Origin of the sequence: Plantactinospora sp. ZYX-F-223, assembly GCF_039649625.1 — a bacterium.
GTDB lineage: Bacteria > Actinomycetota > Actinomycetes > Mycobacteriales > Micromonosporaceae > Plantactinospora.
On record NZ_JBDJAV010000046.1, the window covers coordinates 58,473 to 72,854 of the forward strand.

9 protein-coding genes are annotated in these 14,382 nt (G+C 71.5%); 7 read left to right on the plus strand and 2 right to left on the minus strand.

Features of this window, described 5'->3' with window-relative positions:
• Positions 1 to 17: 17 nt before the first annotated feature.
• Entirely contained in the window at positions 18 to 887 is an 870-nt protein-coding gene (locus AAH979_RS34195) for an acyl-CoA thioesterase II (protein WP_346262275.1), read from the minus strand.
• A gap of 20 nt (positions 888 to 907) precedes the next feature.
• Entirely contained in the window at positions 908 to 2,359 is a 1,452-nt protein-coding gene (pyk, locus tag AAH979_RS34200) for a pyruvate kinase (RefSeq protein ID WP_346262266.1), read from the minus strand.
• Between the two features lie 454 nt (positions 2,360 to 2,813).
• Here pyk and AAH979_RS34205 point away from each other — a divergent pair, with 454 nt between their 5' ends.
• The 7 genes from AAH979_RS34205 (at position 2,814) to AAH979_RS34235 (ending at position 14,380) form a co-directional block, all read left to right on the plus strand.
• Complete coding sequence (locus tag AAH979_RS34205) at positions 2,814 to 3,113, plus strand: hypothetical protein (RefSeq protein ID WP_346262267.1); 300 nt, start codon at positions 2,814 to 2,816, stop codon at positions 3,111 to 3,113.
• Positions 3,113 to 4,801 (plus strand): amidase, encoded by a 1,689-nt coding sequence (locus tag AAH979_RS34210; protein WP_346262268.1) that lies wholly within the window; start codon positions 3,113 to 3,115, stop codon positions 4,799 to 4,801. Before AAH979_RS34205 ends, AAH979_RS34210 begins: the two co-directional genes overlap by 1 nt.
• Positions 4,802 to 5,047: 246 nt before the next feature.
• Positions 5,048 to 6,631, plus strand: a complete 1,584-nt coding sequence (locus AAH979_RS34215) for a hypothetical protein (RefSeq protein WP_346262269.1) — start codon at positions 5,048 to 5,050, stop codon at positions 6,629 to 6,631.
• 410 nt (positions 6,632 to 7,041) lie between these two features.
• Positions 7,042 to 9,642 (plus strand): rifamycin-inactivating phosphotransferase, encoded by a 2,601-nt coding sequence (rph, locus tag AAH979_RS34220; RefSeq protein WP_346262270.1) that lies wholly within the window; start codon positions 7,042 to 7,044, stop codon positions 9,640 to 9,642.
• Between the two features lie 93 nt (positions 9,643 to 9,735).
• Positions 9,736 to 10,728 carry a suppressor of fused domain protein gene (locus tag AAH979_RS34225; protein ID WP_346262271.1) on the plus strand — a complete coding sequence of 331 codons (993 nt, stop codon included), beginning with the start codon at positions 9,736 to 9,738 and terminating at the stop codon, positions 10,726 to 10,728.
• A gap of 143 nt (positions 10,729 to 10,871) precedes the next feature.
• Positions 10,872 to 13,589 (plus strand): glycoside hydrolase family 3 C-terminal domain-containing protein, encoded by a 2,718-nt coding sequence (locus AAH979_RS34230; protein ID WP_346262272.1) that lies wholly within the window; start codon positions 10,872 to 10,874, stop codon positions 13,587 to 13,589.
• Between the two features lie 134 nt (positions 13,590 to 13,723).
• Positions 13,724 to 14,380, plus strand: a complete 657-nt coding sequence (locus AAH979_RS34235; RefSeq protein ID WP_346262273.1) for an SRPBCC family protein — start codon at positions 13,724 to 13,726, stop codon at positions 14,378 to 14,380.
• The last annotated feature ends 2 nt before the right edge of the window (positions 14,381 to 14,382 follow it).

Below are 14,382 nucleotides of genomic sequence, written 5' to 3' on the forward strand. Positions count from 1 at the left end.
AAGGTTAACCGCCCCGGTCAGGCGCCGACCCGGCGGAGCAGCCCTTCCTGTACCGCGCTGGCGATCTGCCGGCCGTCGACCGTGAACATCCGGCCGGTGGCGAGCCCCCGGCCGCCCGAGGCGGACGGGCTCCAGCAGTCGTAGAGGAACCACTCGTCGGCCCGGAACCGGCGGTGGAACCAGAGCGCGTGGTCGAGGCTTGCCCCGACCAGCCCGCCCGGCCCCCACACCTCGCCGTGCACCGAGAGGACCGAGTCGAGCAGGGTCAGGTCGGAGGCGAAGGTGAGCGCGCAGGCGTGCAGCAGCGGATCGTCCGGCAGCTTGCCGTCGATCCGCATCCAGACCCGCTGGTGCGGGTCGGCGGGCCGGTCGCCGGGGCGTACCCAGCCGGGCTCGCCGACGTAGCGGACGTCGATCGGGCGGGGGATCATCGCCCAGATGCCGAGCCGCTCCGGATAGCGGGCCAGCCGGTCGGCCATGGTCGGCAGCGCCTCCGGCGCCGGCACGTCGACCGGCGCCGGGGCGTGGTGGTCGAGCCCCTCCTCCTGGTGGTGGAAGGAGGCCGACATGAAGAAGATCGGCTTGCCGTGCTGGAGCGCGACCGAGCGGCGTACCGAGAAGGAGCGGCCGTCCCGGATGTTCTCCACCTGGTATTCGATCGGCTCGGCCGGGTCGCCGGGCCGGACGAAGTAGCCGTGCAGGGAGTGCACGAACCGGCCCGGATCGACCGTCCGGCCGGCCGCGACCAGTGCCTGGCCGGCGACCTGGCCGCCGTAGACCCGTTGCGGGCCGACCGGAGGGCTCATCCCCCGGAAGGTCATCTCGTCGAGCTGGCGGAGATCGAGTACGTCCAGCAACTGGTCGACCGCCGCCTGCCCGACGACCACCTCGCCGGGGCCGTCCGGACTCACTGCCCGGTCCGCGCCACCGTCGCCGGGTCGACCAGCGAACCGAGCTGGTGCACCCGCAGCGTGTTGGTCGAGCCGGGGGTGCCGGACGGGGTACCGGCGACAATCACCACGTAGTCGCCCGGGTTGGCGTGGCTGAGCCCGATCAGCGCCTGGTCGACCTGCCGGAACATGTCGTCGGTGTGCTGCACGAACGGCATCAGGAAGGTCTGCACGCCCCAGGAGAGGGCGAGCAGGTCGCGGACCTCGGGCACCGGGGTGAAAGCGAGCAGCGGCAGGTCGCAGTGCAGCCGGGAGAGCCGCCGCACGGTGTCACCGGTCTGCGAGAACGCGACCAGCGCCTTGGCGCCGATCGCCTTGGCGATCTGCGAGGCGGCGACGGTCAGCGCCCCACCGTGGGTACGCGGGTCGTGCTGGAGCCGGGGCACGCCGATCGACCCGGACTCGGTGGTGGTGACGATCTTGGCCATCGTGCTGACCGTGAGCACCGGGTACTTACCGACGCTGGTCTCGCCGGAGAGCATCACCGCGTCGGCGCCGTCCAGCACCGCGTTGGCGACGTCGGACGCCTCGGCGCGGGTCGGCCGGGAATTCTCGATCATGGAGTCGAGCATCTGGGTGGCCACGATGACCGGCTTGGCGTTCTCCCGGCAGAGCTGCACGGCCCGCTTCTGCACCAGCGGCACCTGGTCGAGCGGCAGCTCGACGCCGAGGTCGCCGCGGGCCACCATGATGCCGTCGAAGGCGTTGACGATCGCCTCCAGGTGGGTCACCGCCTCGGGCTTCTCCACCTTCGCCATCACCGGCCGGTGCACCCCGACCTCGTGCATGATGTTGTGCGCCAGCTTGATGTCGTCGGGCGAGCGGACGAAGGACATCGCCACCATGTCGACGCCGAGCCCGAGCGCGAAGCGCAGGTCCTCGGTGTCCTTGTCCGACATCGCCGGCACGCTGACCGCGACGTTGGGCAGCGAGACGCCCTTGTTGTTGGAAACCGCGCCACCCTCGGTGACCAGCACCCGGATGTCGTTGCCCTGCACCTCGCTGACCTCGACCGCCACCCGGCCGTCGTCGATCAGCAGCCGGTCACCCGGCTTCACCTCGGCCGGCAGCTTCTCGTAGGTGCAGGAGACCCGGTCCCGGGTGCCGAGGACGGCGTCCCCGGTGATCACCACCGAGTCGCCGGTACGCCACTCGTGCGGGCCGTCGGCGAACCGGCCGAGCCGGATCTTGGGGCCCTGGAGGTCGGCGAGGACCGCGACGGCCCGACCGGTGGTCCGGGCGGCCTCGCGGACCAGGTGGTAGACCTGCTCGTGGTCGGCATGGCTGCCGTGGCTGAAGTTCAGCCGGGCTACGTCCATGCCCGCCTCGACGAGTCCGCGGATGCGCTCCGGTGAGGAGGTCGCGGGACCAAGCGTGCAGACGATCTTCGCGCGGCGTGTCACGGCCATCAGGCTAGTCTCTCTCTCGGATCGGCCCGCCGGACCCTCGGGATGCCGAAGTCTTGACCAACGTCTCGCGGCTGTCAGGTGACCGGCGGGTCGTCACACCGGGACGTCGTTGGCGGGCGTCAGCGACCGCGCGGCGCCGAGCCTACTCCCGCCGCGCCACTGCCGCGCCACCGCCGTGCTCCCGGCTGGCGTTGGTCCGGGTCCGTGCGCGGGCGACCTGCGGCGCCCGAGCAGAAAGTCTACGCCGCCGGCCGCCAGTTCACCGTGGCGTGATCTTGCCGTTATCACCCCGATACCGTCCGGCCGGACAGTCAGGCTCGATGTAGTTGATCAAGATCTGGCGCCGCTGGTGGCCGACCACCCGGGACTCCCGGTCGAAACAATGACGACCAGCACCGGACCGCCCGGTCGACGCATCACCGTCAGAGTCGCACCGATCGTCGCGAGGAGCGCCATGGCACCGACCCCGCCCACCGACGCCGAACTCAACACCCTGATCCGGGCCCGACTGGCCAGCCTGGGCATCGACCTCGATCAACTGCCACCGGGCACCGTCGCCGACCCGGAGACCGGATCGCCCGGTCGGGACTCCGTACTCGCCTCGCTGCGCTCGTTCGTCCGGGGCACCGTGGCGGAACTGGCCGCGTACCAGTTGCCGGCCCCGGCCGGCACCGACCCGGCGCTCGCCAAGGCACTGTCCCAGCAGGCGGCCCCGATGCTCTACCCCTCGATCAGCACGGAATGGCGGCGCTGATGCCCGAGAACTTCGCGCCCCAGGACCGGGCCGTCGACCGGCGCGCCTTCCTGGCCCGGGCCGCCGCGCTGGCCGCCGCCGGAACGGTCGGCGGTGCCGTCGCGCTGCCCCGGGTGGCCGGCGCCTTCTCCCCCGATGCCACCGGCCCGGCCGGGCACGGCGGCGGCACCGGCAGGCCGAACCCGGCGCTGGACCGGCCGGAGGCGTACCGGCGGCCCCGGCCGGAGGCGCTGGCCGACCCGACCGAACTGACCGTCGCCGAGGCGGCCTGGCTGATCCGGGCCGGCCGGCTCAGCCCGGAGGAGCTGGTCGAGGCGTACCTGACGCGGATCGGGGCGTACGACCGGACGTACCAGGCGTTCAACCTGGTGCTCGCGGACGCGGCGCTGGCCGCCGCCCGGGCCGCCGGCCGGCAGCGGCACTCCGGCGCCCTGCACGGCATCCCGCTGGCGATCAAGGACAACTACTACACCGCCGGGGTGCCGACCACCGCCAACTCCTACCTGTTCCGGGACTTCGTGCCGCCGTTCGACGCGACGGCGGTGGCCCGGCTCAAGGCGAGCGGGGCGATCGTGCTCGGCAAGACCCAGATGGGTCCGCTGGCCACCACCCGGGCCACCACGCCAGCCGGAATCGTCACCACGGTCAACGCCTGGACCCCGACCAACCCGGGCACCGACCCGGGCGGCTCGTCGACCGGTACCGCCACGGCGGTCGCCGGGCGGCTGGCCACCGCCGGCACCGGCACCCAGACCGGCGGCTCGATCACCGCGCCGTCGAACGCGCAGAACCTGACCGGTCTCAAGCCGACCATGGGCCGGGTCTCGGGCAACGGCATCATCCCGCTCAGCTACACCCGGGACCATCCCGGCCCGCTGGCCCGGGACGCCAGGGACGCCGCGATCATGCTGACCGCGATGGCCGGCGAGGACCCGGCCGACCCGCGCAGCCAGGGCCTGCCGCCGGTCCCCCGGCTGATCGAGGCGGCCACTCCGGTGTACGCCGGCAGCCGGGTCAAGCTGCGCTGGAAGACCCGGATCGGGGTACTCCCCGGCTACGCCACCGGCACCTCGGCGACCGCGCTGGCCCGGCAGGCGTTCCTGGCCGAGCTGGCGAAGATCTCCGGCGTGACCCTGGTGGACGTGACCCTGCCGCAGGAGTGGGACCGGCTCGGCGGCAACACCTTCAACAACATCCGGCTGCCGGAGCGCAGCGAGCCGTTCATGCCGTACCTCCGGACCGACCTGCGCGGCTTCGGAGTCTCGGTGACGAGCTGGTTGCAGGGGGCGCTGCTCGGCGGCAACGAGTTCCTCACCGGACAGCGGGCCAAGCTGCTCTTCCTGGAACGGGTGCTGGACCAGCTCTTCGACGTCTGCGACGTGGTGGTGCAGACCGGTCCGGTGCCGTTCGACATCCTCGGGCTGCCGGAGATCGGCTTCCCGATCGGGTTCACCTCGGCCGGGGTACCGATCGGCACCATCCTCGGCGGCCTGCCGTACGGGGAGGAGCGGCTGCTCTCGGTCGTGGCCGCGTACCAGGAGGTCACCGACTGGCACTGGCGCCGGCCGGCCGATCCGCCGGCCCCGGCGGCGGACGCCCGGGCCGCCCGGGGCACGCTCGCGGCGCCCGCGCCGGACGAGTCCCGGGGCCGGCTCACCGCCGAGCAGGTCGCCGAGCTGACCCAGTAGGCAGTCGGGTACGCGGACGCGACGAGGGGCCCTCAGCTTTGGCGCTGAGGGCCCCTCCTCCGCTGTCGTGGCGGTTCCCTTACTGGCCCGCCGGGTGCTCGTCCTGGCGAACAGTCCTGGACCGTGCGGATGCTCCGACTTGGGTAAGGTCGCCGGGTGCCAGTCGACGTGAGCATCTCTACCAACCTCGCCGACCGGGCCCGATCCGCCCTCGCACGCTTCGAAGCAGTGCCGTCGGGGTGGAGGGTGGACCCGGCTGATCGGATCGGGTGGGCAGTGGCCCGGTTCGACGGCGGCGACCACGCCGGTGCCGCCGAGGAATTGGTGGCGTGCCTGGACGGCTGGCTACCGAGGGAGTTCGCCGAAGCGGCGCCTCGAATCCTCACCGGCGAGCGGGCCGTGCAGGTGGTGGCCGCCGCACTCGACGGCGAGCACCCGTACCGCTCGTTCGAAAGTGGACGCAGCGGTCCCGAGCACGCGGTCGCCGGGACGCTGGCCCGCCTCGTGGCCGGCAACCCCGACGCGGAGGCGGCTCTGCTTCGGGCCGTGCTGGTGATCCGGCCGGACGAGGACAAGATGTGGGCCCACTTCAGGGCCGCGCGTATCTCGGCGGTGTTCGCGGCGCTGGCCGAGGCGTACGTCGGCGAGCCCGAGCATCTCGACCGCTGGTCGGCGCTGCTGGACGGGGACGACCGGCCCTGCCTCGCTGCGGCAGCCGTCCTGTGGGGGCCGCTCGGCCTCGCCGAGGTTGACCGGCGCTGTGGAGCCGTCCGGGAGATCGACGGTGAGCGGCTCGTCGCCGCGTTCGTCGCGGCGGACCGGTTCGACGACGCGCTCACGCTGGCCACCCGGCTCGACCCGAGTCAGCAGCAGCGCGCGCTGCTGACCCTGGCGACGCCCGGGCTCACCCCGGCGCGGGCGAAGGCGCTGGTGGCCGCGTTCCGGAAGTGCCCGAAGGGAGGCCGCGAGCGCGACGTACAGATGATCTACCAGCACCGATTCGCCCGGCTGTTCCTGGCACTGGAGCGAGTCGACGACGCGCTTGCCGTGCTGAGCCGGATGCGGGACTGCCGGGTGTCGGGATACGGGCCGGGCCCACTTGCCCTTGAGGTGTTGCGCTGGCTCGACGGCCGGCGCGCGGCGGCAACCCCGGAGCGGCTCCGCGCCGTGCTGGACATCCTGGCCGGCCCCGGGGTCATCCCTCAGGAGTTGGCCGCCGTCGTCGCGGACGTCGTACCGCTCGGGTATGCCCTGGCCGACGAGCAGCTACGCACCGAGATCGTCGACGTGCACGTACCGCGGCTGCGGGCCCGCCTGCGGAACATGCCGTGGGCGCTGCTGGCCGACGCCGGGCTCGGCGCCGCGCTTGTCGAGACGGGCGACCCCACCGCGCTCGACCCGGTGTACGCGCAGGCTGCCACCGGCCGACCCGACTCGCGGCTGAGCCTGGTGCTGGCCCGGCTGGCCAGCCGCACCGGACTGCTGGCACGGGATCGCGAGCTGTTCACCCGTCTGGTGGCCGGCGCGTTGCGCGAAGGCTACTGGTCGCTCGCCGAGGCGCTGCTGCCAACCCTCGACGCCGAGGCTCGCACTGTCGTACCGGACGCGCTGGCAGCCGTGCCCACCAGCAGCCGCCGCCAGGTCGTCGCCATCGCCCGCTTCGCCGAGCAGGTCGGCGACTCCGGCCTACTCGCCGCCATGCTCGACGCGGCACCAGACGCCGAAAGTGCGCGGCGGGCGGCCGGCCGCGCCGCGATGCTGCTGGCCCGGCACGGCGAACTGCCCGACGCACTGGACCTCGCGCACCGCTGCGGTCTGGTCAAGGAATAGTCGAGGTACGCCGATCGCGCCGGTCAGTCACCGAGCGGACGCGTCCGGCGGCGAGAAGGGTGTCCGCAGAAGGGTGTCAGTCCGCAGCGGACGACCAAAAAAGCAAGGCAAGGAGATCTGACTCCTTGCCACTTTTAACCTATAGCAGGCTGGGGGGATTGCCGCAAGACCCGGGTCGCGTTGCAGAATCGTCGGCCGGACCAGGAACGGACGAAGACACGGGGGCACGACGTGCGTGTGTTGTGGTGGACCGATGGGGGACGCGGTGACGTCGGACCGCTGGTGGGACCGGCGGTGCGGTTGCGGGCGCCCGGCGCGGAGGTGCGGCTGTGCGCGCCGCCCGACTGGGCGGAATGGCCGGCCGACTCGTCAGAGGGACGGCAACGGAGCGGCTGCCCGGAGGTATCACGATGAGTGAGCGGTACGTGTTGGGCCTGCAAGAGGTCGACGAGACGCAGGTCGCGGTCGCTGGCGGCAAGGGCGCGCACCTGGGTGGGCTGTCGCGGATCGACGGCATCCGCGTGCCGGCTGGCTTTTGCCTGACGACGGAGGCCTACCGGCGAATCATGGCGGAAGCGCCCTCGATCGACGATCGGCTCGATCAACTGTCGCGTCTGAACCCGGACGACCGGGAGGCGATCCGGATGCTCAGCGCGGAGATCCGCCGGACCATCGAAGAGATCGCCATCCCGGGCGATCTCGCGGCGGCGATCACCCGCGCTCTCGCCCAGTTCGGCGAGGAAGCCGCCTACGCCGTCCGATCCAGCGCGACCGCAGAGGACCTGCCGACGGCCTCCTTCGCCGGCCAGCAGGACACGTACCTGAACGTCGTGGGCCGAGAGGCGATCCTCCAGCACATCAGCCGGTGCTGGGCCTCGCTGTTCACCGAGCGGGCCGTGACCTACCGCCAGCGCAACAGCATCGACCACCGTTCGGTCCAGATGGCCGTGGTCGTGCAGCAGATGGTCTTCCCGCAGGCGGCCGGCATCCTGTTCACCGCCGACCCCATCACGTCCCACCGGAAGGTCGCCTCCGTGGAGGCCAGCTTCGGCCTCGGCGAGGCCCTGGTCTCCGGCCTGGTGAACCCGGACGTCTACAAGGTGCGCGACGGCGAGGTCGTCGCCAAGGCGATCGGCGCCAAGCAGCTCGCCATCCACGCCTCGCCAGCGGGCGGTACGCGGGAACAGGCGATCGACCCGGAGCGGCAGGACCAGCCGGCGCTGACGGATGCGCAGGTCGTGCGGCTCGTGCGGCTCGGCCGGCGGATCGAGGCGCACTTCGGCCGCCCCCAGGACATCGAATGGTGCCTGGTCGACGATGGCTTCCAGATCGTCCAGAGCCGGCCGATCACCACGCTGTTCCCCATCCCCGAGTCCGGCGACCGGGAGAACCACGTCTACCTCTCCGTCGGCCATCAGCAGATGATGACCGACCCCATGAAGCCCCTCGGGCTCTCCTTCTGGCAGTTGACGACCCCCGCCCCCATGGCCGAGGCCGGCGGCCGCCTTTTCGTCGACGTCACGCAAAGGCTGGCCTCGCCGACGACCCGCGCCGGCCTCCTGGAGATGGCGGGTAAATCCGATCCACTGACCGGCGACGCGCTGCGGACCATCCTTGAGCGCGACGGCTTCATCCGGCCGCTTCCCGACGAGGATCCCCCGGGGCCACTGTTGGGCGGCGCGCCACCAGCCCCGATCGAGACCGATCCGGCCATCGTCACCGAGCTGATCCGGCGCAGCGAGGTATCCATCGCCGCCTCGGAACGCGACATCCGGACGAAGTCCGGAGAGGCGCTGCTCGACTTCATCCGGGCGGACATCCAGGAGCTGAGGCGGATCTTGTTCGATCCGCAGAGCCATCAGGTGTTCATGTCGGCGATGGAGGCCACGTGGTGGCTCAACGAGCGGCTGGAGGCATTGCTGGGCGAGAAGAACGCGGCGGACACGCTCACCCAGTCCGTGCCCCACAACGTCACGTCGGAGATGGGGCTGGCGCTGCTGGGCGTCGCTGACGTGATCCGCCCGCATCCGGACGTGGTGGCGTTTCTGCAGCAGGTCGAGGACGAGGGTTTCCTGGACGAGCTGCCCACGCTCGCGGGCGGGCGGGAAGCGCGAGACGCCATCGAGGGCTGGCTCGACAAGTACGGCATGCGCTGCGTCGGCGAGATCGACATCACGCGGCCGCGGTGGAGCGAACGCCCCTCCACGCTCGTGCCCCTGATCCTCGGCAATATCAGGAACTTCCCGCCGGGAGCCGGCGATCGGCGCTTCGCACAGGGGCGGCAGGAGGCATGGGAGAAGGAGCAGGAGCTGCTGGAGCGCTTGCGGGCCCTGCCGGACGGGGAGCGCAAGGCCGAAGAGACGAAGCAGATGATCGACCGGGTCCGGACCTTCATCGGGTACCGGGAGTATCCGAAGTACGGCATGGTGAGCCGGTACTTCGTGTACAAGAAGGCGTTGCTGGAGGAAGCCGAGCGCCTCGTGCGGGCCCACGTACTTCGGGAGAAGGAGGACATCTTCTACCTCACGTTCGAGGAGCTCCACGACGTCGTACGCACGAACCGGGTGGATGACCAGCTCATCGGCCGGCGCAAGGACGACTTCAGGTCGTATCAGGCGCTCACGCCGCCCCGGGTGCTCACCTCGGAGGGCGAGGTCATCGCCGGAGCGTACCGGCGCGACGATCTGCCGGCCGGCGCGTTGATCGGCCTACCGGTCTCCGCCGGGACCGTCGAAGGGCGGGCCCGCGTCATCCTGGACATGGCACGGGCCGATCTCGAACCGGGCGACATCCTCGTCACGACTCACACGGACCCGAGCTGGACGCCCCTCTTTGTCGCCATCGCAGGCTTGGTGACGGAGGTCGGAGGATTGATGACGCACGGCGCGGTGATCGCACGCGAGTACGGACTGCCGGCCGTCGTCGGTGTGGTAGACGCCACCCGGCTGATCCTCGATGGGCAGCGGATCCGCGTGCACGGAACCGACGGGTACGTCGAGATCCTGCCGTGACTGACCACTCAGCGAGAAGGCCCCGTGTCGCTGTGCTGACTCACCTGGGTGGTCCGGCGCGCAGCGCCCGGACCGGCATGCTCTGATCCTCCAATGACCTCCGATGCCCCTGGTTGGGACGCGATCGACGCCCGGCTCGCCGAGCTGTACCCCAATGTCGAGCCGAAGCACTACGGCACGCTGCACCGATTCGCGCTGGGCGGGCCTGACCCGCTCGATGGCATCAGCTTCTACTCCCGTGACGAGCCGATGCCGCACTGGCACATCGTCGGCTATGGCATGAGCGAGCTGTACGCCAAGGAGTCCGACAACCCCGACGAGTCGGGCTGGGGCTTCGAGTTCACCTTCCGGGTCGCCCGCGACACCGGTGACGCCGAACCACCGATGTGGGCGGCGAACCTGCTGCAGAACCTCGCCCGCTACGTGTTCTCCAGCGGCAACTGGTTCGAGCCGGGCCATCACATGAACGCGAACGGACCCCTCCGGCAAGAGTACGAGACAGCGCTGACCGCGCTAGCCTTCGCCGAGGACCCGGAACTGGGCACGATCGCCACTCCGCACGGCCGAGTGCAATTCCTGCAGGTGGTGGGCCTGACCAGCGATGAGTACGCGGCAGTTCGGCAGTGGGACACCGACGGTGTGCTCAGCCTGCTCGCCGAACGGCAGCCGCTGCTGGTCACCGATCTGGACCGGCCGTCGCTGACAGACGATCCAGCGGTACGGGCCGAGATCGAAACCGGGCGGGCCCGCGACGGCTCGTCGACCGGGCTGCTCATGGTCGCTGGCTTCGGGTGGGCCACCGAGAACGACACGGTCCGGCTGCGGTTCAAGAACGTCACCGCCGCCACGGTGGCCCAAGCGGTGCGCGACCGACTGCCACACGGCCGCGAATTGCTTCTGGACGGCAACGGCACTCGCGTCGTGTTGCTGGGCGCGGAGGTCTTCGCCATCCGCCGACCAGGCGACGGCCTGCTGGAAGTGGATCTTCCAGCGGAGGCGGTCGCGGCGCTGCCTGACGCGCTGGTGCCTGGCACTCATCCAGTGCCAGGCACCAGCCACCTCATCGTCGAGGTTTCGAAGGACTAGCAGACAGCGGCACCGATTCGCTCGGCACGGTCAGCCGACGGCGCAGCTCAGGGCAGACCACTACCGACAGCCATCTTGACGTCCATCGATATAAGCCCTACGTTCGCCCGGGGTCCACCGGACCGGCAGAGGGGGATGGCGGGATGCGAGCGCGTGCCTGGATGGCGACGGTGGTGGCCGTCGTACTGGTCAGCGGCAGCGGATGTGCGGCGGAGCCGGAGGCGGCGGTTCCGACCGGGACCAGCGGCGACGGCCGGGCCATCTACCTGGACCGGTCCTACTCGCCGCCGGAGCGGGCCGTCGACCTCGTCTCCCGGATGACGCTGGCGGAGAAGGCCGCCCAGCTGGTCAGCAGCCAGTCGGCGGCGCTGCCCCGGCTCGGCATCGCCGCGTACGGCTGGTGGAACGAGGCCGCGCACGGCGTCGCCCGGGAGGGCACCCTGCACAACGCCAACCCGCCGATCCTGGTCAACACCACCTCCTATCCGGTCGACCTGTCGCTCGGCGCCACCTGGAACCCGGACCTGGTCTACCGGGAGGCGACGCTGATCTCGGACGAGGCCCGCGAGGTGGTCCGGGACAACCGGCTCGACCTGAACTTCTACTCCCCCACCATCAACCTGGCCCGCGATCCGCGCTGGGGCCGCAACGACGAGGCGTTCAGCGAGGACCCGCTGCTCACCGCCGCCCTCGCCGCGCAGTTCGTGAACGGGATGGAGGGCAAGGACCCCACCGGCCGGCTGCTGCGCGAAAGCGGCGGATACCTGAAGACCAGCACCACGCTCAAGCACTACGCGGCGAACAACAGCGAGTTCGACCGGCTGCGCGGCACCGCCGACATGGACGACCGGACGCTGCGCGAGTACTACACCGCGCAGTTCCGGGAGGTGGTCGAGCGCAGCTCACCGGCATCCATCATGACCTCGTACAACCGGGTCAACGGGGTGCCGACCTCGGCCAGCGGCTATCTGATGGACGAGCTGGCCCGGCAGACCTTCGGGTTCGACGGCTTCTTCACCTCGGACTGCGACTCGATCCGGGAGATCCAGCACGGCCACCGCTGGCAGCCGCCGGGCCACCCGGCCCCACTCGACCACGTCGAACGGCACGCCTGGGCCAACGCGGCCGGCGAGGACCTGAACTGCCAGCAGGGCTACCACGACGAGTGGAGCTACGCCAACACCATCCCGGAGGCGATCGCCCGGGGCATCGACACCCCGTACGGCCGCTACACCGAGGAGCACGTCGACGCCTCGCTGGTCCGGCTGCTGACCACCCGGATCCGGCTCGGCGAGTTCGACCGGCCGGAGGACGTACCGTGGGTGACCGCCGCCCGGTCCCGGGTCGCACCGGGCATCTGGACCAACTCGGACGCCAACGCCGCGGTCACCCAGACCCCGGCCCGGCTGGCGATGGCCCGCGAGGTCGGCGCGGAGAGCATCGTGCTGCTGAAGAACCAGGCACCGAAGACCCGCGCCGGTGCCGGCCGGGCCGCGCTGCTGCCGCTGCGGGTGCCGGCGTCCGGGCCGTACCGGGTGGCGGTGCTCGGGCACTACGCCAACCCGCCGAGCATGTACCTCGGCGGCTACTCCAGCATCCAGGCCAGTGCCGGGCAGGCCAACGAGGTCAACGGTTACCAGGGGCTCAGGGCGGCGATCCGACGGATCAACCCGGGCGCGGTCGTCGACCACCTGCCCGGAGTCACCGGGGAGAGCCTGGCCGAGGTGGACCCGGCGTCGGTGGCGGCCGCCGCCGACTACGACACGGTGATCGTGTACGCCGGCACCGACGAACGGCACTCCCGGGAGGACGTCGACCGGCGCACCCTGGCGCTGCCCGGCGCGCAGGCGTCCCTGATCAGCCAGGTGGCGGCCCGCAACCCGAACACCGTCGTCTACCTGGAGACCGTCGGCCAGGTGGACGTGGCCGGTTTCGAGGGCGCGGTGCCGGCGATCCTGTGGAGTTCGTACAACGGGCAGCGCAAGGGCGAGGCGCTGGCCGACGTACTGCTCGGGGCGCGCAACCCGAGCGGGCACCTGCCGTTCACCTGGTACCGGGACGCCGGACAGCTCCCGCCGATCGACGACTACGCGATCCGGGGCGGGGACGCGCGCCCCGGGCGGACCTACATGTACTTCGACGGCGAGGTGACGTACCCGTTCGGCCACGGCCTCGGCTACAGCGGGTTCGGCTACTCCAGGCTGCGGGTGGACCGCCGGACGGTGGAGCCGAACGGCACCGTCCGGGTCGGCGTGGACGTCACCAACACCGGTCGGGTGCCGGGTGCCGAGGTGGTCCAGCTCTACGTCGCCACGCCGGGCGCACCGGCCGGCCGGGAACGCCCGGCCAAGCGGCTGGCCGGCTTCGAGAAGGTCTCACTGCGCCCGAAGCAGACCAGGCGGGTGGAGTTCCGGGTACGCGTCGCCGACCTCGCCTTCTTCGACGAGCGCGCCGGCCGGTACGTGGTCGACCCGGGGGCGTACGCCTTCCAGGTCGGCCGGTCCAGCGCGGACACCGACCCCCGGCTGCGGGCGGTGGTGACCGTCCGGGGCACCCTGCGCCCGGCGTTGTCGGTCGTCACCGCGACCGCGCCGACGCTGGTCTCCCCCGGCACCGGCCTCTCCCCGAAGCTGACGGTAGCGATGACCGACGACACCCGGTACGGCTACCGCGCCGAGGGTGCCAGCACCCCGCTGCCGGCCGGCGCGACCGTGCGGTACCGCAGCAACCGCCAGCGGGTGGTGTCGGTGGATCCGTCGGGTGGCATCCGGGCGGTGTCGACCGGGGTCGCCACGATCACCGCGACGGTCAGCTATCGCGGTGTCAGCCGGTCCGCCGACTTCGTGGTCGGGGTGCGGTAGGCGGGCCGGCACCGAGCGGGCCGCCGCGGGGTGCGCGGCAGCCACGCCGATCTCACACAGCGCTGCACTTATATAAGTTGCTCCTGATACGCTGCCACCCGTTCCGCCCCGAAGGCCAGCGTGAGGGAGTGATGGTGGACATCGTCGACGAGATCAATGCGATCCACCGGACGGTCGGCCGGGCCGAGACACCGGCCGGCGAGGCCCGGACCGTCCTGCTCCGCCGGAGCTACGACACCTCGGTGGACGACCTCTGGGACGCGGTCACCAACCCCGAACGGCTGCCCCGCTGGTTCCTGCCGGTCAGCGGCGACCTCACGCTCGGCGGGCGGTACCAGCTCGAGGGAAACGCGGGCGGCGAGATCATCCGCTGTGAGCCGCCCCGGCTGCTCAGGCTCACCTGGGTCTTCGGCGAGCCGGTCGAGGGCGGGTTCAGCGAGGTCGAGGTACGACTCTCCCCCGGCGACGGCACCGAGCGGGCCGTACTCGAACTGGAACACGTCGCGGTGATCGACCCGGAGCGGTGGACCGAGTACGGCCCCGGCGCGGTCGGCGTCGGCTGGGACCTGGCCCTGCTCGGCCTCGGCCTCTATCTGGGCGGCGGCGCCATCGCCGACCCGAACGCCTGGGGCGAGTCCCGGGAGGCCCGGGAGTTCATGACGTTGAGCAGCAACGCGTGGGGTGCGGCGACGGTGGCCGGCGGCGACCACCCGGACGCGGTGGCGACGATGGTCGCCAACACCACCCAGTTCTACGCCCCTGACCCGCCCGCCGGTCCGAACGCGCTCTGAGA

Excerpts from the sequence above, each read along its gene's own strand:
- pyk (WP_346262266.1), bottom strand. The coding sequence starts at position 2,359 with ATGGCCGTGACACGCCGCGCGAAGATCGTCTGCACGCTTGGTCCCGCG.
- AAH979_RS34205 (WP_346262267.1), top strand. The coding sequence starts at position 2,814 with ATGGCACCGACCCCGCCCACCGACGCCGAACTCAACACCCTGATCCGG.
- AAH979_RS34210 (WP_346262268.1), top strand. The coding sequence starts at position 3,113 with ATGCCCGAGAACTTCGCGCCCCAGGACCGGGCCGTCGACCGGCGCGCC.
- rph (WP_346262270.1), top strand. The coding sequence starts at position 7,042 with ATGAGTGAGCGGTACGTGTTGGGCCTGCAAGAGGTCGACGAGACGCAG.
- AAH979_RS34225 (WP_346262271.1), top strand. The coding sequence starts at position 9,736 with ATGACCTCCGATGCCCCTGGTTGGGACGCGATCGACGCCCGGCTCGCC.
- AAH979_RS34230 (WP_346262272.1), top strand. The coding sequence starts at position 10,872 with ATGCGAGCGCGTGCCTGGATGGCGACGGTGGTGGCCGTCGTACTGGTC.